The organism is Aeribacillus composti, from assembly GCF_007827555.1.
In the GTDB taxonomy this organism is placed as follows: Bacteria; Bacillota; Bacilli; order Bacillales; family Aeribacillaceae; genus Aeribacillus; species Aeribacillus composti.
This window is the reverse complement of sequence record NZ_VISS01000010.1, coordinates 58341-80279: the sequence shown is the minus strand read 5'-3', so window position 1 is coordinate 80279 and position 21939 is coordinate 58341. Positions and strand designations below refer to the sequence as shown.

The 21939-nt window shown below is 39.4% G+C and carries 21 protein-coding genes and 1 riboswitch; of the genes, 13 read left to right on the top strand and 8 right to left on the bottom strand.

Annotated features, from left to right (window positions below; genetic code table 11):
* Positions 1–71: 71 nt before the first annotated feature.
* Positions 72–599: a YceI family protein gene (locus FB379_RS07085; RefSeq protein ID WP_066251402.1), complete on the bottom strand. Its 528-nt coding sequence runs from the start codon at positions 597–599 to the stop codon at positions 72–74.
* 558 nt (positions 600–1157) lie between these two features.
* Between FB379_RS07085 and FB379_RS18750 the strand changes: the two genes are divergently transcribed.
* Complete coding sequence (locus FB379_RS18750; RefSeq protein ID WP_242009307.1) at positions 1158–1604, top strand: alpha/beta fold hydrolase; 447 nt, start codon at positions 1158–1160, stop codon at positions 1602–1604.
* Between the two features lie 202 nt (positions 1605–1806).
* Entirely contained in the window at positions 1807–1959 is a 153-nt protein-coding gene (locus FB379_RS18745) for a hypothetical protein (protein WP_242009306.1), read from the top strand.
* A 101-nt stretch (positions 1960–2060) separates the two neighbouring features.
* On the opposite strand, the gene FB379_RS07075 is transcribed toward FB379_RS18745, so the two are convergent.
* Together FB379_RS07075 and FB379_RS07070 are read right to left on the bottom strand one after the other, a co-directional pair.
* Positions 2061–2711 carry an HAD family hydrolase gene (locus FB379_RS07075; protein ID WP_235600489.1) on the bottom strand — a complete coding sequence of 217 codons (651 nt, stop codon included), beginning with the start codon at positions 2709–2711 and terminating at the stop codon, positions 2061–2063.
* 601 nt (positions 2712–3312) lie between these two features.
* A complete protein-coding gene (locus tag FB379_RS07070) occupies positions 3313–4098 on the bottom strand; it encodes an HAD family hydrolase (RefSeq protein ID WP_063389088.1) in 786 nt (261 codons plus the stop codon).
* Between the two features lie 182 nt (positions 4099–4280).
* Between FB379_RS07070 and FB379_RS07065 the strand changes: the two genes are divergently transcribed.
* Positions 4281–4580 (top strand): hypothetical protein, encoded by a 300-nt coding sequence (locus tag FB379_RS07065; RefSeq protein WP_063389087.1) that lies wholly within the window; start codon positions 4281–4283, stop codon positions 4578–4580.
* Positions 4581–4996: 416 nt separating this feature from the next.
* On the opposite strand, the gene FB379_RS07060 is transcribed toward FB379_RS07065, so the two are convergent.
* The 3 genes from FB379_RS07060 to FB379_RS07050 are packed head-to-tail and all read right to left on the bottom strand — an operon-like array spanning position 4997 to position 7251.
* Positions 4997–5719, bottom strand: coding sequence for an amino acid ABC transporter ATP-binding protein (locus tag FB379_RS07060; RefSeq protein WP_063389086.1), 723 nt, complete (start codon positions 5717–5719; stop codon positions 4997–4999).
* Positions 5716–6372, bottom strand: a complete 657-nt coding sequence (locus tag FB379_RS07055; protein WP_063389085.1) for an amino acid ABC transporter permease — start codon at positions 6370–6372, stop codon at positions 5716–5718. Before FB379_RS07055 ends, FB379_RS07060 begins: the two co-directional genes overlap by 4 nt.
* A 57-nt stretch (positions 6373–6429) precedes the next feature.
* On the bottom strand, positions 6430–7251 hold the full coding sequence (locus FB379_RS07050; protein WP_144597618.1) for a basic amino acid ABC transporter substrate-binding protein: 822 nt from the start codon (positions 7249–7251) through the stop codon (positions 6430–6432).
* 421 nt (positions 7252–7672) lie between these two features.
* Between FB379_RS07050 and thiM the strand changes: the two genes are divergently transcribed.
* Both thiM and thiE read left to right on the top strand, forming a co-directional pair.
* Complete coding sequence (thiM, locus tag FB379_RS07045) at positions 7673–8479, top strand: hydroxyethylthiazole kinase (protein ID WP_063389083.1); 807 nt, start codon at positions 7673–7675, stop codon at positions 8477–8479.
* 16 nt (positions 8480–8495) lie between these two features.
* Positions 8496–9146 carry a thiamine phosphate synthase gene (thiE, locus tag FB379_RS07040; protein ID WP_063389082.1) on the top strand — a complete coding sequence of 217 codons (651 nt, stop codon included), beginning with the start codon at positions 8496–8498 and terminating at the stop codon, positions 9144–9146.
* A 200-nt stretch (positions 9147–9346) separates the two neighbouring features.
* Here the strand turns inward: thiE and metE are convergent, their stop codons facing one another.
* Positions 9347–11644: a 5-methyltetrahydropteroyltriglutamate--homocysteine S-methyltransferase gene (gene metE, locus FB379_RS07035; RefSeq protein ID WP_277874797.1), complete on the bottom strand. Its 2298-nt coding sequence runs from the start codon at positions 11642–11644 to the stop codon at positions 9347–9349.
* Positions 11645–11784: 140 nt separating this feature from the next.
* Positions 11785–11984: riboswitch (cobalamin riboswitch) on the bottom strand.
* 398 nt (positions 11985–12382) lie between these two features.
* On the opposite strand from metE, the gene nfsA reads away from it, so the two are divergent.
* The 6 genes from nfsA (at position 12383) to FB379_RS07005 (ending at position 18681) form a co-directional block, all read left to right on the top strand.
* A complete protein-coding gene (nfsA, locus tag FB379_RS07030) occupies positions 12383–13132 on the top strand; it encodes an oxygen-insensitive NADPH nitroreductase (RefSeq protein ID WP_144597614.1) in 750 nt (249 codons plus the stop codon).
* Positions 13133–13629: 497 nt separating this feature from the next.
* Positions 13630–14595 carry a cytochrome aa3 quinol oxidase subunit II gene (qoxA, locus tag FB379_RS07025; protein WP_063389080.1) on the top strand — a complete coding sequence of 322 codons (966 nt, stop codon included), beginning with the start codon at positions 13630–13632 and terminating at the stop codon, positions 14593–14595.
* A gap of 23 nt (positions 14596–14618) precedes the next feature.
* Complete coding sequence (qoxB, locus tag FB379_RS07020) at positions 14619–16559, top strand: cytochrome aa3 quinol oxidase subunit I (RefSeq protein ID WP_144597612.1); 1941 nt, start codon at positions 14619–14621, stop codon at positions 16557–16559.
* A 1-nt stretch (position 16560) separates the two neighbouring features.
* On the top strand, positions 16561–17175 hold the full coding sequence (qoxC, locus tag FB379_RS07015) for a cytochrome aa3 quinol oxidase subunit III (protein ID WP_144597610.1): 615 nt from the start codon (positions 16561–16563) through the stop codon (positions 17173–17175).
* A gap of 1 nt (position 17176) precedes the next feature.
* The gene (qoxD, locus tag FB379_RS07010) at positions 17177–17482 is read left to right on the top strand and encodes a cytochrome aa3 quinol oxidase subunit IV (RefSeq protein WP_063389077.1); all 306 of its coding nucleotides are present in this window, start codon (positions 17177–17179) and stop codon (positions 17480–17482) included.
* A gap of 494 nt (positions 17483–17976) precedes the next feature.
* Positions 17977–18681: a TrmH family RNA methyltransferase gene (locus FB379_RS07005; RefSeq protein ID WP_240326741.1), complete on the top strand. Its 705-nt coding sequence runs from the start codon at positions 17977–17979 to the stop codon at positions 18679–18681.
* A gap of 41 nt (positions 18682–18722) precedes the next feature.
* Here the strand turns inward: FB379_RS07005 and FB379_RS07000 are convergent, their stop codons facing one another.
* Positions 18723–19004, bottom strand: a complete 282-nt coding sequence (locus FB379_RS07000) for a biotin/lipoyl attachment domain-containing protein (RefSeq protein WP_235600486.1) — start codon at positions 19002–19004, stop codon at positions 18723–18725.
* A gap of 294 nt (positions 19005–19298) precedes the next feature.
* On the opposite strand from FB379_RS07000, the gene FB379_RS06995 reads away from it, so the two are divergent.
* Together FB379_RS06995 and FB379_RS06990 are read left to right on the top strand one after the other, a co-directional pair.
* Positions 19299–20096 carry a glycerophosphodiester phosphodiesterase gene (locus FB379_RS06995; RefSeq protein WP_242009305.1) on the top strand — a complete coding sequence of 266 codons (798 nt, stop codon included), beginning with the start codon at positions 19299–19301 and terminating at the stop codon, positions 20094–20096.
* A gap of 343 nt (positions 20097–20439) precedes the next feature.
* Positions 20440–21906, top strand: a complete 1467-nt coding sequence (locus FB379_RS06990; protein WP_144597608.1) for a nicotinate phosphoribosyltransferase — start codon at positions 20440–20442, stop codon at positions 21904–21906.
* Positions 21907–21939 lie beyond the last annotated feature (33 nt).

Sequence of the window (21939 nt, the reverse complement as noted above, 5' to 3'; positions counted from 1 at the left end):
CTAAATTTTCTTAAAATAAAAGCCCTCAGCCGTCATGTGCGGCCAAGGGCAAATCACTTGCCTGCGAAAGATTAGCTAATGACAAATTCGAAGCTGCCGAATAATTTTACATCTTTGCCGATGAGGAATCCTCCTGTTTCAAGAGCAGCGTTCCATGTTAAACCATAATCTTCCCGATTGATTTTTCCTTCTACATCAAATCCTGCGACAATGCTTCCGTCCAACGGGTTTTTCGATTGACCGTTGAATTCTACTTTGAATGTTTCGGTTCTAGTAACATTTCTAATTGTCAATTTTCCTGTTACTTCATAGTCATCGTCGGAAACCTTTTTAATAGATTCGCTGACAAACGTGATGACCGGATAGTTTTCGACATCAAAAAAATCCCCGGAACGAAGATGGTTGTCTCTGTCTTCATTTTTTGTGTCAATAGAAGAAGCTTGAATTGTTACTTTTACTTTTGCAGATTCGAGCTGATCAACATCGCCGTCAACTTCTACATCAAATTGAGTGAATTCTCCCTTTGCCTTGGAAACCATTAAGTGTTTTACTTGGAAAGAAATAGAGCTGTGCACCTTATCTAATTGAAAATTTGCCATTTGTTATTTTCCTCCTTTTGTTTTGATATTATCATAACCGAAAAATATCTCGAATTCAAATATTTTTATATAAATATTTTTTGACAAGGTAAAAGAAAAAAGAACCAATTTTGATAAGATCTTCTTTAAGTAGACAGTGGACAAGGCCCATATACTTAGAGGGGATTTTTTTGGAACGAAAAAAGCAAACATTTCGTCATTATTAAGAAAAAGGCTCTGCTTCCTTATTGAAGAAAAGCACCCTTTAGAAAATTCGCGTTTTTCATTTTTAACATTGGCTATTGTTTAACCTCTGCAAGCAATTGGCCTATTGCAAAGGAATCAGGGCGGGAGAGATGGTTCGAATGGCGTTGGCATAGCCGATCCAATAGAATGTTTTATAGAGAGAAGTGAAAGAATGAACAGTAAAAAGAAATCTTGATTTTGGATAATTCCAAAAAATATTTTTTTGTTTATGATTACAGCGGCTCTGATTTGAGGCGTTTTCCATCACATCATGACAGTGTATAAGCAAAATATCCACCATTAGGACAATTAGTTGAAGTAGATGGAAAGAATATGCACGTTTATACAAAAGGTGATGGAGAAAACACGATTGTGTTATTAAGCGGTTTAGGCACAGCAGCTCCCGTGTTAGATTTCGACCCCTTAGTAAATGAATTGGCAAAGAATCATAAAGTGGTCGTAGTAGAGAGCTTTGGATATGGTTGGAGCAACGTAACGAATAAGGAACGAACAGTGGAAAATATAGTGGAGGGAATTAGAACCGCTTTAAAATCAAATATAGAAGGTCCTTACATATTGATGCCGCACTCTATTTCTGGCATATACAGCATGTATTATGCTAATGCATACCCAGATGAAGTGAAAGCAGTTATAGGGATTGATTTCACCTTGCCGCAGGTTTTAGAGTATTTCGGCGAGTCAGCTCCAACAATGTCCGAATATATGAAGTATGTTTTCACCAATTGGAATTGCACGATTGGCATTATATATCATTCCTGATGATTTCCTTCCTAGTAGCTGAAAAAGGTACTTATTCCGAAGAGAATTTAACAATGACCAAAGCCATTTCTAGGCATATCAGGCGGGAAAGTTAAATTGACTGTTTGCTCAATATATTTTTTATTTCATTTGCTTCTTGTTGTATCCTTTGTCTTGATTTTTACTTCGAAAGAAGATCGAGTGAACGAAGATGGGAAATCCAATGGTAACGTTTTATCAAACGAAATTAAGCCGCAGTTTTTCAAGTAAAATAGTTACTTTAGAAGGAAATCATTATCTTCATTGGACTCGTTATAAAGAAATGAGTGCACACGTAAATGATTTCACGAAAACATTTGCAGGTGGTGTTCATTGAGGAAGCAGCTAGATAAAGGACCTCCTTGGGGGTTCTTTATCTAGCGGGATTATCAAATATTATTTGATAGAGCCTTAGCATTAATACGAGATTTTAATTCTTTATTGTTCAATAAGTTTTATGACATCACTTAAACTTTTTTCTGCCATGGATTGAAGTCGTAAATCATAATTTTCGAAAGGTAAAGACTTCGTTACTGGATTTGGCACAATTACGCATTTCAGTCCAGCAGCTAGAGCTGCTTGGAGCCCATTTAAAGAATCTTCAAATGCTAATGCTTCATTTGAGCTGATATTTAAGGCATCAACTGCTTTTAAATACAAATCAGGTGCCGGTTTTACCTTCTCAACATCATCCTGTGTGATAATAGTATTAAAATAGTTTAACACCCCAAGTTCATCTAAATAATGAGTTACCCACTCCCTTGTGGAGCTTGAAGCAATAGCAATTTTATATCCTAAATCGTTTGCTTCTTGCAAATAATCCTTTACACCTTCACGTGCCTGAGGTGTTTTCATCTTTTCTTTATAAATGCTTTCTGCTTTGGCATCAATTTCCTCAATATTACAGCTTTCTCCCAATTGTTGTTTGAAAAACTCGTAAAGTACTGTATTATCTGATCCAACGCTTTTTACATAATGTTCAAGGGGCAAATCAACATTATAATAACCTAAAGTTTCTTTATAAGCCTCAAACCAGGGAGTCTCTGTGTCTATAATTAAACCGTCGAAATCAAAAATAATTGCTTTTATCAAAGCCTTTTCTCCTTTCCACTCATGAGGATAAAATAAATACACCTTCATAAACTATATGCAATAAAGTTAACTCAATATGTTCCAGCAATTCTGAACACCAATCGATTGCTCATGATTTCAATAATAGTCTAATCGTTTCTTTTTATGCGGATAAAGGAATATATATTGTATCGGTTCGAGCTCATAATTAGGAGCACATTTCCTGACCTTTCAGTTCATTTCGTCAAATAAATTCGGTCCTCTCCCTGCCGCAAAACCTTCATCGCCCGTTTTTTCTCTCCAATGTAAACAAAGATGTCTCACTCCGGTCTTGAAGATGGGGGTATGCCAAGTTTTCTCTTTTCTGGTATTCGTCTAAGCAGAATAGAAGGACTCGGTCACATGGCAGCCGTTCTGGCAAAGACATCTGCCTGGATCACGCTGCATCGAGTCCTTTTTTTACCTTAAAATAGAAATGTTGTATTTTTCTCACTGTAAAACAACATCATGAACAATTTTTGCATTGTGCTCCAGCTGAATACCGAAACACAGTTTTGCATAATCTTTTTTTACAACTGTCTATTTGGCAGGGAAAAGACTATTTACACAGTCTTCTTACTTATTCAACGAGACCAAGCTTTTTCAAACCGTGATAGACACCGGAATTTGTTACGTCTGTTGTTTGGTGCTTCGCATATGGCAAAAGGTTTGGATCTGCGTTCCCCATTGCAAAACCTTCGCCGACTATTGAGAGCATCTCTTTATCATTCATGGCATCGCCAAAGGCAATGGCGCTTTCTTTTGGCACGCCAAGATAATTTAATATTGCTTTGACAGCTTTGCCCTTATTGACCTTTTCCCTAATGACATCGTAGCATTGGGCCAGGCCTTCGATATTCACTTGGGATAAGTATATAAGATCGTCTTTTTCATAAAGAGAAACATCGCGATCAGCTAAATTTAATATCGTCATTCCTAAAACTTGATCGATGATATCATACGAAAACAACTCATTTTTTTGTAAATGAAATTTTTGAATGAAATCTTTCATAGCAGGGGAATCAAACGAGCTAAGGACATTTTTTTCTCTTGTATACATGACGAGCTCATGTCCATGGTGTTTGGCGGTATGCACAAAGTTTTGAACAAGATCTGGATTCATCGGCTCTTTTAAAATCTCGCGGCCCCTATAAACCGTAAATGCGCCGTTATAGCCAATAAACGATTGAACGTTCAGCTCTTTGCCGATATGCGAAATTTCATGCAAAGGTCTCCCTGTTGCCAGAAAGACTTCTACACCTTGTTTCTGAACTTCAGCTACAGCTCTTTTCGTAGATTCTTGAATTTGATCATCCGGTGTCAAAATTGTTCCGTCTATGTCCAAAAATAAAAGTTTATATGTCATCTCCATAAACTCCCGTTAAAATTTATTTTGTTGTAAGATTTTATCATAAAATAAAAATTGTGAAAACTCTAACAAGATGAATTGTCTTGCAAAAATAGTTTTTGTGCCGGGCTGAAGAATGTTTGAAACATTTCAATTCGCAAATTCGTATATTGAAAAAACGGATACAGAGGTGGATTTATATGTCAGTAGTCAACATTTTAAAATGGGTAAGCGGGGGTCTTGAAGCATTTTTCGGAATTCCAGTTATAGGTGGAACGATTATATTATCTTTCCTATGGACACCTTTGGCGTTTATGTTTGTACTGCACCTTGTGACGTTGATTTTTGCCATTATAACAAATAAAAACAAGCATGGCAGCATTTTAGGAATTATTACTTCCTGCATTGCATGGATTCCGATTGTTGGAATGGTGATGCATATCATAACGGCAATTTTCCTTTTGATCGATGCATACCGTGAGTTTAAATATGAAATTTAATGTTTTTTTGCTTACAGGGTCTTAGACCCTGTTTTTTTTTAGAAAAAAAGTTACTGACCTAAAAAAATTGGATGTGTTATCGGCATCTGTGCCTTCTGCTTTCTAATCCAAGATGAGAAATGTCAGTCTTCAAAAACTGAACAACTTTGGTACAAGCCGCGATGCTACGACAATTCAAATAGTACTTCCAAGCAGGAACTTCAGGCTGGGAAATATACGAAAGGCTTACCGTCCAAACACTTTTGGATGCTGATGGCAAATAATATATGAAGAACGAGTGCGTAGTGCGTAAGAGGGGAGAAGCTCCATTGAGAAAAAGATAAAGGACAAGCTTTTCGGCTTGTCCGAAATGAATTCGTATGAGATTTGATTGAAAAGGAGTTTAAGTCAACCCGCATGCCGGATACTTGCCTTATTCACAGCACTTTGCTTAAAAAAGCTTTTGTTCGTTCGTGTTTAGGATTGTTAAAAAGCTCGCTAGGTGTGTTTTCCTCTACAATATATCCGCCGTCCATGAAAATCACTCGATCGCTCACTTCTTTGGCAAATCCGATTTCATGCGTCACGACGACCATCGTCATTCCTTCCGCCGCTAATTCTTTCATAACTGTTAACACTTCACCGACCATTTCTGGATCGAGGGCGGATGTAGGTTCATCGAAAAGCATGATTTTAGGATTCATTGCAAGAGCGCGGGCAATGGCAACGCGCTGTTTTTGGCCCCCTGATAATTCGCTTGGATAGCTTGAAGCTTTTTCGCTTAATCCCACTTTTTTCAGCAGCTGCAAAGCTTTTTCGTTTGCTTCCTGTTCCGAGACTCCTTTTACTTTTATCGGAGCAAGTGTAATATTTTCCAACACTGTTTTATGCGGAAATAGGTTAAACTGCTGAAACACCATTCCAACCTCTTGGCGAACTTTATTAATGTCCAAGTTTGGATTTGTAATATCTTGACCGTTCACGATAACCTGTCCTGCCGTAATGTCCTCAAGCTTGTTTAAACAGCGAAGAAACGTGCTTTTGCCTGAACCGGATGGACCAATGACGCATACAACTTCTTTTTCTTTAATGTCTACACTGATGTCTTTTAACACTTCAAGATTCCCAAAGCTTTTCTTTAAATGTTTTACTTGAATCATCCGGTTGTTGTTCTCCTTTCAACAAAGCTTAATAATTTGCTTAAGGACAATGTCAGAACAAGATAGATGAGCGCAACGGTGAGGTATGGCTCCCAAACGATATAATATTGCCCCTGCATAGCCCGTCCCCAATACATCAGCTCAGGGGTGGCAATGATGGCGGCGATTGACGACTCTTTTATTAAAATGACGAATTCATTGCCAAGAGGCGGAATCATCCGTTTCGTCGCCTGCGGCAAAATGACATAGCGCATCGCCTGTTTATGGCTCATACCGAGAGATCTTGCAGCTTCCATCTGTCCTTTATCAATCGATTGAATACCTGCACGGAATATCTCTGCAATGTAGGCGGCAGAGTTTAAAGAAAGTGCAACAATTGCTGCTATAATTCCATTCGTATCACCGATTAGCAGCGGTACGAGCCCGAAATGAACGAGCAGCATCTGGACAAAAAGAGGCGTGCCTCTGAAAAATGTAACGTACCATGAAAAGGGCAGGCGAATAAATTTATTTTGAGCAATTTTCCCGATGCCGATAAAAAGACCCAAAATGGTGCCGATGGCGATTGCACCAAGAGAGAGCCCAATTGTTACAAGCGTTCCTTGGAAGAAAAAGGGTGCATATTCAGCTATGAGATCAAAACGAAAATTCATACATATATCTCCCCGCGTGCATTCCGGACAAGCAAAATACCTGTGGAATGCTGAAAATTATTGCTGATTTTTTAATATATCGATATCTGGTTCGACACCAAACCATTTTTTATAAATCTCACTGTACGTTCCGTTTTCAAACAGTGTATTGATCGCTTTGTCAAGTTCTGGTTTTAATTTGCTTCCTTTCGCGAACATTAGACCGTAAAACTCCGAATCGAAATTTTCCGGATCTTTAATTGCTTTCAATTTTTTGTCCGGATTATTTTTAATATATTCGTTGACAACCGCGTTATCGGCCACAACTGCGTCTGCGCCTCCGTTCAGAAGTTCCATGATCGCGAGGACGTTGTCTTCAAATTTTTTAACCGTTCCATCGCCGGCAAGTATTTTTTCAGCGGCTGTCTGACCGGTTGTTCCGTTTTGGACAGCAACTTTTTTGCCTTTCAGATCAAGCGCATTTTGAATATCACTGTCTTCAGGAACTAAAATCATAAGAGTTGATTCAAAATACGGAACAGAAAAATCGTATGTTTGCTTTCTGTCTTCAGTAATGGACACAGAGGAAGCTGCCAAGTCAGCTTGTTTTCTTTGAACTTCAGCAAACATTGGATCCCATCCGGTATGTTTAATGTCTACTTTGTAACCGGCCTCTTTAGCCACAGCGTTTATGAAATCAATATCAAAGCCGACAACTTTACCTTTGTCGATATATTCAAACGGAGCGTATGCTGCGTTTGTAACAACCTTTAACGTTTCTTTCTTCTCACTGCTTGCTCCTTTATCGTCTTCAGAACCTCCTGCACCGCATGCTGAAAGTATAAGCATTAGGCTTATAAAAACAGCAAGTGCAATTATTTTGCTAAAATATTTTTTCATAAGTATCTCCTTATAAATGAATCAAAGAATGAAATTCGTTTCGACATTTACTGGTCTATTATAAATGAAAGATGTATATTCTTTCAATAACATGCATATTGATTCGAAATTATTGTTTTATTTGAAATTATATCATAAAAAGTGTCATGTTAAAATGAACAATTGCAGGCGGATAAAGAGCAAATTTTTCATGAAGAAGACGAAAATTTGGATTGTAAATAAAAAGAGAGTATAATGATTGGCAGAAATTATCATAAAAAAGCAGGTGCAGAACTTTTGGCATCAACATGAAAATACAAATTCTTCTGTCTTATCGTTCAAATTTGTTGGGGAATTACGGAATTTGTTGGAATAATTTCCAATACATGATGCACTTTGCAGCTTGGGCAAGGTGCTTTAGCTTTCTAGAAGGAGTGAGAAAATGAATAAAGAACAATTGATTTTGGCGCTAGAAAAGGTTCGCGCCCAAAATCCTCTCGTCCACAACATTACGAATGTCGTCGTCACCAACTTTACTGCAAACGGTTTGCTGGCGATCGGCGCTTCTCCGGTTATGGCGTATGCAAAGGAAGAGGTTGCGGATATGGCGAAAATATCCGGCGCGCTCGTTTTAAATATTGGCACATTATCTCCTGAAGTAATCGAAGCAATGATCATTGCAGGAAAATCAGCGAATGAACACGGGGTTCCAGTCATTTTAGATCCTGTCGGTGCGGGCGCCACCCCTTACCGGACGGAAGCTGTTCGGGAAATATTAAAGGAGGTTCGCATCTCAGTTATTCGCGGGAATGCACCTGAAATTGCCAATGTGATAGGTGAAAAGCTTGCAATGAAAGGGGTGGATGCGGCGGATTCAGCTGCTGATCCTGTTTCGCTGGCCAAAAAAGCGGCCGAAGAGCTGAATACAGTTGCAGTCATTACCGGAAAAGAAGACGTGGCAACGGATGGGAAGACAACGTATTTGATTCAAAACGGCCATCAAATTTTAACAAAAGTTACCGGAACAGGCTGTTTATTGACTTCCATTATCGGTGCTTTTTCAGCCGTTGAAAAGGACTTTCTTGCTGCTTCAGTAGCCAGCCTCGTCACTTATGGGGTCGCTGCAGAAATCGCATTTGATTTAACGGAAGAAAAAGGTCCTGGAAGCTTTCAAATCGAATTATTGAACCAGCTGGCAAAGGTGACGGGAGACGAGTTGCTGAAAAAAGGGTCTTTTATAAAAAAATAAAGCAAAGGTGATAAACATGGCGCGAGTGTCGGCAAATAAAATGCGGGAGCTGTTAAAGGTGTATTTTATTATGGGCAGTGTAAACTGCAAAAGGAAGCCTGCTGATGTGCTTGAAGAGGCGATTGCAGGCGGAATTACGCTTTTTCAATACCGTGAAAAAGGTGCGAGGGCTTTAACAGGCGAAGAAAAATGGCGGCTTGGAAAAGAGCTGCAGGCTATTTGCCAAAAACATCACATTCCGTTTATTGTCAACGATGACGTTGATCTGGCTATTGAACTAGATGCAGACGGCGTTCATATCGGGCAAGAGGATGAACCGGCTGATCTTGTCCGGAAAAAAATCGGTGACAAAATTTTAGGCGTTTCTGCACATACAATTGAAGAGGCGCAAAAGGCGGTTGTCCAAGGCGCTGATTATATCGGTGTGGGGCCAATCTTTTCTACAAACACGAAAGAGGATGCAAAAAAGCCACAAGGTCCAAAATTGATTGAAAGCATGCGCAAACAAGGGATCGACATCCCTATTGTCGGAATTGGCGGGATCAACATCGCCAACGCCGGTCAGGTGATCGCTAGCGGAGCAGACGGCATCTCCGTCATTTCTGCCATTTGTCTAGCGGATGATGTTAAGGAAAGTGCAGCTCAACTGAAGAAAGCAACGATGTGAAACATTTTCTTTTAATAAGATTTTGTGGATATAAAATATTTACATATAGGATCGGCTTTTGAAAGTCGGCGAAAGGGGATTTCTTTTATAAACGTAAAAAAGGAGCGGCAAGGCTCCTTTTTTAAATGAAAGTATAGAAACTGACATTTCTGCCGGTTTTATCGGGATTTGACTGCTGAGAGAATCGGCCTACACTTTTCTTAAATTTGTGCAGCAGTTATTTTTTCTCGATAGGTTTTCGCAGCTTCGACCATGACTTTTAAAGCACTAATCGTTTCATCCACTGATCTTGTTTTTAGTCCGCAGTCAGGGTTAACCCAAAACTGGCGCACGTCAAGCACTGCTAAGGCGCGGTCGATATTTTTTGCCATTTCTTCAACGGATGGAATTCGCGGGCTGTGAATGTCATATACGCCTAAGCCAATCTCTCTTTTATATTGATACGTTTCAAAAGCATGAACAAGCTCTCCATGGCTTCGGGAAGATTCAATTGAAATGACATCCGCATCAAGGTCATCAATTGCCTCCATGATATCCTCAAATTGCGAATAGCACATATGAGTATGGATTTGTGTTTCCGGGCGAACAGAGCTGGTGGCGAGCTTGAAGGCTTCAGCAGCTCCTTCGATATATTCCTTTTGTTTTGATTGTTTCAGAGGCAATCCTTCACGTAATGCAGGCTCATCAACTTGAATCATGCCTATTCCATTTTTCTCTAAAGCTAGCACTTCTTCGCGAATGGCAAGGGCGAGCTGGCGAAGAACGCTTATACGGTCGATGTCATTGCGCACAAATGACCAGTTTAGGATCGTGACAGGTCCTGTCAGCATCCCTTTAACAGGCTTGCTTGTCAGTGATTGTGCATATACGCTTTCTTTTACGGTCATCGGCTGATCAAATGCTACATCGCCGTAAATAATCGGTGGTCTCACGCATCGTGACCCGTATGATTGCACCCAGCCGTTATTCGTAACAGCAATTCCATTTAATTTTTCCCCGAAAAATTCGACCATATCGGTCCGTTCAAATTCCCCATGGACGAATACGTCTAAACCGAGCTGTTCTTGAATGTCAATCCATTTTTTTATTTCATTATTGATGACCGATTCATACTGCTCGTTTGTATATTCGCCTTTCCGCCATTTTAAGCGGATTTGCCGGATTTCTTTCGTCTGCGGAAAGCTTCCGATCGTAGTAGTTGGTAAAATCGGCAGATTCCATCTTTTTTTATGCAGTTTTTGCCGTTCGGTATAATCCAAGCGTTTCGTTGGATATGCTCCGATATTTTTGGTGGCCTCTTGAACCTTCTCATTTGTCCGAAAGGAAGAATGGATAAAATCCGTATAAGAGCGGTCATATTGTTTTAAATCATCGATCGTTCTTTTCCCTTTTGCATATTGAGCGAGTTCATTTACTTCATCCAATTTTTCATCAGCAAAGGAAAGAGCATTTTTCAATATGGACGGCAAGCTCTGTTCGTTTTGAACTGTGACAGGTACATGAAGCAAGCTGCATGAAGGCTGAATGATCAATCTATCAATATCTACATATTGCGCAAGATCATCGATTTCCTTAGCTTTTGATACTAAGGATGCTTTCCAAATGTTGCGGCCGTCGATCAAACCAGCTGCGAGAATTTTGTCTTTCGGAAAGCCGAGCGTTTTGATGTTCGACAGATTGACACCATGATCATGTACAAAGTCCAGGCCAATTGCAGCGACAGGAAGAGACACGATTTCTTGATAATGGGTTATACTTTCAAAGTATGTTTGCAAAATGATATTTAACGAAGGAAGCGCTTTGTGGAAAGCATCGTATACCTCTTTAAACAAAGGAATCGATGAATCATCCAGCTCCTGTACAAGAATCGGCTCATCAATTTGCACCCATTTCGCACCGGCCTGAGCAAGTTCCGTCAACAATTGGACGTAAACAGGAATTAAAGCAGACAAATGTTTATGAAAATCGTGTTGATCGTATTGTTTTGCCAGCTTTAAAAAAGTAATTGGACCTAGCAAAACCGGTTTTGCTTCAATATTCAGCTCGTTTTTCGCTTCCTGAAAAAGTTCAAGCAGACGGTTCTTAACTAACGCCGGCGTTTTATTTTCAAGCTCCGGAACAATATAGTGGTAGTTTGTGTTGAACCATTTGGTCATTTCCATTGCTTCTGCTTCATCAGAGCCTCTAGCCATTGCAAAATATGTTTTTAATGAAGTCGGCTCCATATGCTGGAATCTAGAAGGAATATACCCAAACATAAATGCAGTATCGAGGACATGGTCATATAATGAAAAATCTCCGACAGGAATCAGGTCTATTCCTTTTTCCTTCTGTTTTTTCAGATTGAGAAGACGTATATCTTTTAATGTTTCCTCCAAGCTGCTTTCTGAAATGTTTCCGTTCCAAAATGATTCCAGCGCTCTTTTCCATTCTCTTCTTTCACCAATTCTTGGATAGCCAAGATTTGAACTAATTAATGTCAATATTGACACCCCCATTTGATTTGTATCTCAACACATAATAAAAAAACCCTCTTTTTACGCGTAAAAGAGGGAATTGTGGACTCTAACTCGTGTTGAGATACATGTAGGGCTTAAATCTCAACATGGCTTCATCACTCCTCCCTATGACGCGTAGGTGGCAGTGCATACAACAGGCAGGTCTCCTGACTTAGGATCATCGCTTTCGATCCTCCTTCCCATTTCAAAATTGAAACAGTGGATGTTGGCCGAAAGCTCCCCATCACAGTGGCGCGACCGTGTTGGAATTTCACCAATCTTCCCTTTTAAGCGCATATTGCCGGATGCAATATGACGCACCTGCTGCTTGGAACACTATATGAAACTATAATTATCAGAATAGATGATTTTTTTTGTTTTTTCAATCCCTATTTTTTAGGTTCAGAAAAGTGCTGCCCTATTTTGGGAAATCAATGGACAGAAGCAGGAATTCACATACAAATTGTGAAATGTTTATAGGGTCGTTTTTAAAATTTAATTTTTCTAAAAACGTAAATTCGAAAAATTTTGTTGTTTACAATACAGGATTGTTGCAGTGAATAGTTTGAGATACGATGGTAAAATTAGGTGCTTGGAGCCTTCACTGAAAAAGGAGCTGCAAAAAACGTATTTTTCAATACGAATCATTTGAACGAGCAGCATTTTCATGTTAATACTTGGATTGGAAGAAGTGTGATTTTTCAAAAAATAAGTGAGATCATAGAAAGGATGATTATGTTGAACGATATTATCAAAACCATTTTAAATCACCGTTCCGTTCGTCATTTTGAGGATCGGCCTTTGACAGATGAGCAAATCCGATTAATTGTCGAATGCGCCCAAGCCGCTTCAACTTCAAGTTACATGCAAGCCTATTCCATTATCGGGGTGAAAAATATACAAACGAAAAAAAAGCTCGCTGAACTGGCAGGAAACCAAGCTTACGTAGAGAAGAGCGGACATTTATTTATTTTTTGCGCTGATTTGCACCGTCATGAAGTCATTGGTGAAATGGAAGGCAAAAATGTAGAAGATTCATTGAGGAGCACTGAAAAATTTATGGTAGCTCTCATTGATGCTGCACTGGCCGCTCAAAATGCTGCGTTGGCGGCTGAGTCAATGGGACTCGGCATTTGCTACATCGGAGGCATCCGCAATAATTTAGAAGAAGTATCAAAGCTGTTGAAAATTCCAAACAAGGTCATCCCTCTTTTTGCATTAACTGTCGGCTACCCTGCAAAAGAAACGGCGAAAAAACCAAGAATACCTTTTGAGCATATTTATCATGAGGAAGAATATAAGCAAGATCAAGAAGCATATGTGCGCGAGCTTGAACAATATAATGAAATAGTATCCAATTATTATGATCAGCGAACAAACGGGATTCGCAAAGATACTTGGACTGGCCAAATGGCTCGCATGCTTTCGAATCCGACAAGAATGTACATGAAGCAATTTGTTGAGAAAAAAGGATTGAATTTACACTAAAGCTTCAGCTCCTATCTCGATTTTATGAAGATAGGAGCTTTATTTTTGAACAGAAAATCGTATTCGCCATTTACTCTTCCTTTCAGCATGAATTTGTTTATTTTTCCCCTGACTAGGCAAGGTCTAGGCATATCGGCTGCTAACCCATTCTGCTTATTTCCTCACTTGGCAAATTTAAATGATACATCGGTTCAAGAAATCAGATGAAAACGTCATTTTTCAGCTTCTTCACGTACATCCCTCGAAAATACATTCCCATTAGCTTTTATATGGAAAATATAGAGAAGATTCCCTGAAAAAACGGAATTTCTCTATATTGTGTCAGATTCGTGGCAAAAATTTTACAAAAAATTTATCGTTTCTTGACTGTTTTTTGAATTAAAGTTTATTTCGATAAAAATGTGATAAAGTTCATTTACAACTCAATTATTTTTTGAATCGATTAAGTCGGTTTTTTATGAAAATTGAAAACATTTCTGATTTGAGAGGGATCGAAAATGCCGGCACAACAACAAAAATGGTTGAACTTGTTTATGAAGGTTTTACCACTGTCATTGCTTTTTTTGTTGACAGGTTGCAGTGAACGCTTTGTTTTATTAAATCCGAAAGGACCTGTAGCAGAGGTTCAAAAGGATTTAATCCTTTGGTCAATTTGGTTTATGCTGTTTATTATTGTTGTCATCTTTGTGCTATTTGCAGTTATTTTATGGAAATATAGGGAGAGACCGGAAAATCTTGATTATGAGCCTCCTGACCAGCACGGAAATACACTTCTGGAAATCATTTGGACAGCTATTCCTGTGTTGATTGTCATTGCATTGGCGATACCAACGGTTAAGGCGACTTTTGAGCTTGAAAAACCGCCGAAGGAATCTAGAGGTGTTGAACCAATTGTCATTCATGCGACAGCAGCCGATTGGAAATGGATTTTCAGCTATCCGGAGGAAAATATTGAAACAGTCAATTATGTCAACATTCCAAAAGATGTTCCAGTTGAATTTAAATTGACAGCTGTCGGCGGGATGAGCGCTTTATGGATTCCGGAGCTGGGCGGACAAAAATATAATATGGCTGGAATGGGAATGACTCTTTATTTGCAGGCTGATCATGTCGGGACGTTTAAAGGGCGGAATTCAAACTTTACAGGAGAAGGATTTGCCCATCAAACATTTGATGTGAACGCAATGGAAAAAGAAGATTTTTATAAATGGGTGAAAGAAACACAAGCATCAGCTCCATTGCTGACGAAAAAACAATTTAACGAAATCATCCAAGTCGGAGTTTTAAAAGATAAATTGACTTTTTCTGGAACACATTTGGCGTGGGTTGATTTTGCTAAACCAGGCGAGCATTTAGACAATATCCCTGCAAAAGAAAAGCACGGTACCATAAAATTGGAGGAAGTTGAATCTGATCATCATGATAACCGTGAACATGAAAGCCATCAGCACGAAGGACATTAATCGGAAGGAAGGAGGAACGTGCTGTGAAATGGGATGAATTTTTCGTTACCGGCGAACCCCTTATATATATGGCGGATGCAGCCATTGTACTAACAATTATTGGTATAGTTTTTGTATTAACCTATTTTAAAAAATGGAAATGGCTGTGGAAAGAGTGGCTAACGACTGTTGACCATAAAAAAATAGGGATTATGTATATTATTTCCGCCGTATTAATGCTATTCCGAGGGGGCGTAGACGCACTTTTAATGCGCGCCCAATTGACAGTGCCAAATAATACGTTTTTAGATTCACAGCATTATAATGAAATTTTCACTACACATGGAACCATTATGATTTTATTTATGGCAATGCCGTTCATATTCGGGATCATGAACATTGCAGTTCCTCTCCAAATTGGAGCTAGAGATGTGGCGTTCCCGTATTTGAATGCACTCAGCTTCTGGACGTTTTTCTTTGGCGCCTTGCTGTTCAACATTTCATTTGTGATCGGCGGCTCACCGGATGCAGGGTGGACGGCATACATGCCTCTTGCCGGAAATGAACTCAGCCCGGGGCCGGGCCAAAATTATTATTTATTAGGATTGCAAATTTCAGGGATCGGTTCATTAATTTCCGGTATTAATTTCATTGTAACGATTCTAAAAATGAGAGCTCCTGGAATGACTTTAATGCGCATGCCGATGTTTACATGGGCAACGCTTATTACGTCTATATTGGTTGTTTTCGCTTTTCCGGTATTGACGGTTGCTTTAGCATTAATGACATTGGACAGAATATTTGGCACTCACTTTTTTACGCTTTCAGGCGATGGAGTGCCAATGCATTGGGCGAACCTGTTCTGGATTTGGGGGCACCCGGAAGTGTATATTGCCATTTTGCCAGCGTTTGGGGTTTTTTCAGAAGTTGTCTCAACTTTTGCAAGAAAACGTCTTTTCGGTTATACAGCCATGGTTTGGTCCATGGTGGCGATTTCTGTATTAAGTATGCTCGTTTGGGTGCACCACTTTTTCACAATGGGTTCAGGAGCCCCGGTTAATGCATTTTTCTCTGTATCGACGATGGCGATAGCCATACCGACAGGGGTAAAAATCTTTAACTGGCTCTTCACTTTATATAAAGGTCGAATCAAATTCACATCTGCGATGCTATGGTCTTTGGCGTTTATTCCAACTTTCGTCATCGGCGGGGTTACAGGTGTGATGCTTTCGATGGCTGCGGCCGATTACCAATATCATAATACGTATTTCCTTGTGGCCCATTTCCATAATACGTTAATTTGCGGTACGGTCTTTGCTGTCTTTGCAGCGCTTCATTATTGGTATCCGAAAATGTTTGGCGTCATTTTAAATGAAAAGCTCGGCAAAATTACGTTCTGGTTTTTCGTCCTTGGCTTTAATGTATGTTTCTTGCCGCAATATGTTTTAGGATTTATGGGCATGCCAAGAAGAATTTACACATATCCGGCAGATGCCGGCTGGACGGAATTAAACGTCATTTCGACTATTGGCGCAGTTATGATGGGAATCGGCTTTATCTTCCTGTGTATTAATGTTGTGTACACGTACTTTAAAGGCGAGCGTGACCTCACGGGAGATCCTTGGGATGGCCGAACGCTGGAATGGTCTATTCCGTCGCCTGCACCGCATTACAACTTTGCCGTAACACCGCAGGTAAAAGGTCTTGACGCTTGGTGGATGATGAAGAAGGAACGGAAAGAAGGAAAAGAAGAAGAGAAGCCGGAATATAAACCAATCCATATGCCATCAAATTCGGGGCGGCCTTTCATCATGTCGATCTTCTTCTTTATAGCCGGATTCGGTTTAGTTTTCGAATGGATGCCGGTTGCGATCATCGGATTGATCGGCGTTATAATCTGCATGATTTTGCGCTCTTTTGAATATGATGATGGATACTATGTGCCGGTCGAAGAAATTAAACAGACGGAAGCAGGGAGGGAGTAACATGTCGGAAATTGCTCCAAAACAATCGAATCTTCCACTTGAGTATTCAACGAAACAAAATCAATTAAATATTTTAGGTTTTTGGATTTTTCTCGGGGCAGAGCTTGCCCTGTTTGCCACCCTCTTTGCTACGTATCTTGTGCTCGTCTCCAGAACAGCGGGCGGACCAGGTCCCGAGGAATTGTATGAGTTGAAAACAGTTTTGATTGAAACTTTTCTTCTGCTTACAAGCAGCTTCACTTGCGGTCTTGCCGTTTATGAAATGCGAAGAGGCAAGCAAGCCGGTATGATCGGCTGGCTGATTGTTACGATATTGTTGGGAATCGGTTTTTTGTACTTTGAAATAGAAGAGTTTATTTTGTATGCTGTCCATGAAGGTGCAACAATGCAAACAAGCGCGTTCCTTTCATCCTTCTTCACTCTTGTTGGAACGCACGGGCTTCATGTCACGATCGGGATATTTTGGATTTTGATTATCATTTTGCAGGTGCTGAAAAGAGGTCTTAACGCGGATACGGCAAGAAAAGTGTTTATTTCAAGTCTATATTGGCATTTCCTTGATGTCGTTTGGATTTTCCTCTTCACACTCGTCTATTTGACAGGGATGGTGAGTTAACTTGGCACAAAACGAAAAAGGATTTCCTTGGAAGCATGTCTTCGGGTTTTTGTTGTCCATAATATTGACGTTATTGGCGGTGTGGATTACATTTTCAACCGATCTGCCAACAAATACGATTATTACGTTAATTGTCGTTTTAGCATTTTGCCAAGCGTTTATTCAGCTTTTGCTGTTCATGCATATGAAAGAAGGAGAAAGCGGTTCTTGGCAGGCAACAATGATTTATTACGGGATCTATATCGCAATTGTCATTGTTGCAGGGTCTATATGGGTTATGTCCTTGGGCCATCAACATCACTATTAACATAAGCGTCCCGAAAAAAGGTTACGAGACCTCTTTTCGGGATTTTTTTGTTCAAAACAAGCAATTGAGTGTTTTCTGTTTGTAAACTGTGCATAAGTGGATAAGTTTATCAACAAATGTGAATTATTTAATCATATATGTAGTAGGGAACAAATGTGCCAATACGAAATGTGGATAGCTAATGTGGATATGTGGATAAAATATGTGTAAAAGCTGTTTATAGTAGGGGGATTTCCTGTGAATATCCGTTGATATATACAAAGAAGCTTTGCGGAAATTTTCTTCTTTTAAAAAAACAAATGTTTATACTTTGTTGTTTTTGCCCAATGAGTACGAACGAAACAGTACAAAGATAATGTGGATAAACTGTTTATATTTAACCTGATCTATAACGTTTCCAGCTATAGGAGGTAGATTTTTTTTGGAGAAGACGTATAATAAATGAGAACGTTCGATCTTCTTGCCCGCACGTGCTTTCAAGGAGGTAAAGGGATGTGAATGTTAATAAAGAAAATAATATTGTGGAATTATTGCTGAAAGAGAAGATTGTAAATGATGAGGATCGCCAAATTCTTGATATGATTGTGCCGGAAAGGCTGAATCGTTTATATGAGGTATTGAAGGAACGGACTCGTTACGTATCCATATTGTTGGAAGCGGTGGATGACGGCCATAATCAAGCGGCTGTTCTTCGTTCTGCCGAAGCTTTTGGCGTGCAGAATGTAACGGTTGTCACCGGAAGAGCGCCTTTTGCCCCTAATGAATTGGTGACGAAAAGTGCAGACAAATGGCTGACAATTGATTATCAATCAGATATTAGTGCAGCCATCAGTCAATTAAAAAAGAAAGGATATCAAATATATGTTAGCCATTTGAGTGAACAGGCTGTTCCTCTTGAAAAGCTTGATGTAAGCAGACCGACTGTCCTTGTTTTTGGAAATGAACATAGCGGTGTTTCAAAAGAGGCGGTTGACATGGCTGACAGAACGTTTGTAATTCCTATGAAAGGATTTGTGCAAAGCTTAAACATTTCCGTTGCTGCTGCCTTGTCAATTAAACATATAACGGATCTTGCAAAGGGGAGAGCTGGCGCCGAGTATTATTTAACATTGGAAGAAAAACAGGAGATCTTTCGGGATTGGATGCTTAAGTCGTTAAATAACCGATTGAGAAAAATTGTTGTTGCTCAATACAAGTAGCTATTACTGGACCCCTTTTTTCTTCTTAGGGGTCCTAATTCTTAATCGCTGCCAGTGACTATTAAATCTTCATCAATGTATGCTAAGACTGCTCCAGGAATAACCCGATCTCCCTCTTTGACGAACAGCTTGTCAATGATTCCTCCAATACCGACGCTGATTTGGACAAGAGTACCCTCATCCGTTTGAATGGTAAACAACGGTTCCCATTCATAAATCCGGTTTTTTGCTTCGGTCATAATTTTTTTTATGACACCATAAAACGGACTTGTCACAATTTCTTTATTTCCCCATGTTTTTGTCATCACGTCTTTTCTAATCATTCCATCACTCTCCTTGAACTTAAGATTTTTTGCATAGGACATAATCCGGGACAAAAGCGAAATGGGTGTTATGAAGAGGAGATTTGGCCAAAACTTCTCATCATGAGGTGCAGGCTGGAAACAATGGTGTGTTGTAAGATGCGCTAATTAAAAATTTTTTTATATTCTAAATACTATTCTATTCCAAAACGAAATATCCTGCAAAAGAAAAATAAAATTGTAAAAAAAATGTTATAAATTAATGTAAGTGATTATTATTTAGTATAAATCCAAAAAAAACGGGGATGGTTATGCATGCTTGATTATGTTCGTTATTATGTTCACCGCTTTTTTTATAAAATATTTCATTTTCAAAAAGAGCCTAACAAAACAATTGCCGTCGCACACCGGGGAGCATCTGGATATGCTCCGGAAAACACATTTGCAGCCTTTGATCTCGCTATTGACATGAAGGCGGATTATTTAGAATTGGATGTACGGATGACGAAAGACGGGTTGCTCGCCGTTATTCATGATGAAACGATTGATCGTACAACAAACGGGTCAGGTTTAGTTAAAAATTTCACATATGAAGAACTAAAACAATTTGATGCTGGAGCCTGGTTTCATCGAAAATTTTCCGGAGAAAAAATACCCCTTTTATGCGATGTCCTTAAGAAATACAGGGGGAAGATCAATTTTTTAATAGAAGTTAAAGAACCGAAAAAGCAGTTCGGCATTGTAGAGAGGTTGGCAAAAGAACTGATCGAAAAAGGGGATCAGCAACTGAATGTGGTCGTTCAATCCTTTGATACCGCTTTTTTACAGGAATTCCACAGTGTCTTGCCGTCGATTTCTCTTGGAGTGCTCATCGGATATAGACATGGCGCTATTACGGAGGAGCATTTACAGCAATATGCAGCATTTGCGACATATATCAATCCGAATAAAGCGCTTGTAACCCCTAAATTAGTTTATATGATTCATCAGAGCGGCATGAAAATTATGCCTTATACAGCTAGAGATATACACGATATTCAACATTTGATGGCCATGAATGTCGATGGAATTATTACGGATTATCCCGATTATTTGACAAATTTGCCAAAATAACCCTCTTATAGTAAAAGAAGCAGGATTAGGTAATTTCGGCTTTTAAAATGGACACTAATTTTGGCAAATATTGAATGACGGTATAGAAAGGAGTACAATACGGTTAGTGCTTTCATAATATAATGGAGATTCGTCCTTGAGATTTGTTTCAACGATTAAGCCCGTTAGAAAGATCTGATAGATTGCAAGGAAGCTTGAAGGGGATGCCTGCTCTGAAAGGTTTCAAATTTTTGCTGAACAGGCTTCATCCATCTGTCATCACCGCTAGACACAAATGGGCCTCTTGGACATTTCAACATTCCGTATGGAACAGACAGCGATTAAATATTATGGGGGTTTCATGATGATGAAAATGTATAATGATGATAGTTTGACGCTCCATACCGATTTATACCAAATCAACATGGTCGAATCGTATTGGAGGGATGACATCCACCAAAAAAAGGCAGTTTTTGAGTTGTTTTTTAGAAGACTTCCTTTTGGGAGCGGTTACGCTGTTTTTGCCGGCCTGGAACGAATTATTGATTATATACAAAATTTCCGCTTCACAGAAGAGGACCTTGCTTATTTAAGGGAAGAGCTGAATTACAAAGAAGATTTTATCCGTTACTTGGAGAACCTTCGTTTTACCGGCACGATTCGGTCCATGAAAGAAGGAGAGCTTGTATTTGGAAATGAACCGATTTTACGTGTGGAAGCCCCTCTAGGGGAAGCGCAGCTTATTGAAACAGCTCTTTTAAATATTGTGAACTATCAAACGCTTATCGCAACAAAGGCTTCAAGAATTAAACAAATTATTGGAAATGAATCAGCGCTTGAATTTGGAACAAGAAGAGCCCATGAGATGGATGCAGCTATTTGGGGAACCCGTGCAGCTTATATTGCCGGCTTTGATGGGACAAGCAATGTCCGAGCAGGGAAGATTTTCGGAATTCCTGTTTCCGGAACCCATGCACATGCATTTGTTCAAACGTATCGTGATGAATATGTTGCATTTTGTAAATATGCAAGTACTCATAAAGACTGCGTTTTTTTGGTGGATACATATGATACGCTTCGCTCCGGTGTTCCGAATGCCATTCGGGTTGCAAAAGAATTTGGCGATAAAATTAATTTTATCGGTATTCGCCTTGACAGCGGGGATTTGGCTTATCTGTCCAAAAAAGCGAGAAAAATGCTTGATGATGCTGGTTTCCATAACGCAAAAATTATAGCTTCGAGCGATCTTGATGAACATACGATTGTCAATTTAAAAGCTGAAGGAGCGAAAATCGATGTGTGGGGAATTGGAACGAAGCTGATTACCGCCTACGACCAGCCTGCATTGGGAGCTGTGTACAAATTGGTTGCCATTGAAGGGGACGACGGCAAATTAGTCGATACAATAAAAATTTCATCAAACCCGGAAAAAGTGACAACACCAGGCTTGAAAAATGTATATCGAATTATCAACAACAAGGATAAGAGGGCTGAAGGAGATTATATTACATTACATTTTGAACAGCCGCAAAAAGAAAAGCGGCTGAAAATGTTCCATCCTGTCCATACATTTATCAAAAAATATGTAACCGATTTTACGGCAAAGGATTTGCATCACGATATTTTTGTAGATGGCGAGCTTACGTATGAATGTCCTTCATTGGAAGAAATCCGGTCATATGTAAAAGAAAATTTGGAGCTGTTATGGGATGAATATAAACGCATTTTAAATCCTGCCGAATACCCTGTTGATCTGAGCGAATTGTGCTGGGAAAATAAAATGAGAAATATTGAGGAAGTAAAGCAAAAAGTTAAAAATATGGATTATTAACATGAAAAGAGCCGAACGAACAGCCACAATGGT

What these genes read in the sequence shown, in the direction of transcription:
- FB379_RS07085 (WP_066251402.1), bottom strand. Translation starts at nt 599, where the DNA reads ATGGCAAATTTTCAATTAGATAAGGTGCACAGCTCTATTTCTTTCCAA.
- FB379_RS18750 (WP_242009307.1), top strand. Translation starts at nt 1,158, where the DNA reads ATGCACGTTTATACAAAAGGTGATGGAGAAAACACGATTGTGTTATTA.
- FB379_RS18745 (WP_242009306.1), top strand. Translation starts at nt 1,807, where the DNA reads ATGGTAACGTTTTATCAAACGAAATTAAGCCGCAGTTTTTCAAGTAAA.
- FB379_RS07070 (WP_063389088.1), bottom strand. Translation starts at nt 4,098, where the DNA reads ATGACATATAAACTTTTATTTTTGGACATAGACGGAACAATTTTGACA.
- FB379_RS07065 (WP_063389087.1), top strand. Translation starts at nt 4,281, where the DNA reads ATGTCAGTAGTCAACATTTTAAAATGGGTAAGCGGGGGTCTTGAAGCA.
- FB379_RS07060 (WP_063389086.1), bottom strand. Translation starts at nt 5,719, where the DNA reads ATGATTCAAGTAAAACATTTAAAGAAAAGCTTTGGGAATCTTGAAGTG.
- FB379_RS07055 (WP_063389085.1), bottom strand. Translation starts at nt 6,372, where the DNA reads ATGAATTTTCGTTTTGATCTCATAGCTGAATATGCACCCTTTTTCTTC.
- FB379_RS07050 (WP_144597618.1), bottom strand. Translation starts at nt 7,251, where the DNA reads ATGAAAAAATATTTTAGCAAAATAATTGCACTTGCTGTTTTTATAAGC.
- thiM (WP_063389083.1), top strand. Translation starts at nt 7,673, where the DNA reads ATGAATAAAGAACAATTGATTTTGGCGCTAGAAAAGGTTCGCGCCCAA.
- thiE (WP_063389082.1), top strand. Translation starts at nt 8,496, where the DNA reads ATGGCGCGAGTGTCGGCAAATAAAATGCGGGAGCTGTTAAAGGTGTAT.
- metE (WP_277874797.1), bottom strand. Translation starts at nt 11,644, where the DNA reads ATGGGGGTGTCAATATTGACATTAATTAGTTCAAATCTTGGCTATCCA.
- qoxA (WP_063389080.1), top strand. Translation starts at nt 13,630, where the DNA reads ATGCCGGCACAACAACAAAAATGGTTGAACTTGTTTATGAAGGTTTTA.
- qoxC (WP_144597610.1), top strand. Translation starts at nt 16,561, where the DNA reads ATGTCGGAAATTGCTCCAAAACAATCGAATCTTCCACTTGAGTATTCA.
- FB379_RS07000 (WP_235600486.1), bottom strand. Translation starts at nt 19,004, where the DNA reads ATGATTAGAAAAGACGTGATGACAAAAACATGGGGAAATAAAGAAATT.
- FB379_RS06995 (WP_242009305.1), top strand. Translation starts at nt 19,299, where the DNA reads ATGCTTGATTATGTTCGTTATTATGTTCACCGCTTTTTTTATAAAATA.
- FB379_RS06990 (WP_144597608.1), top strand. Translation starts at nt 20,440, where the DNA reads ATGATGAAAATGTATAATGATGATAGTTTGACGCTCCATACCGATTTA.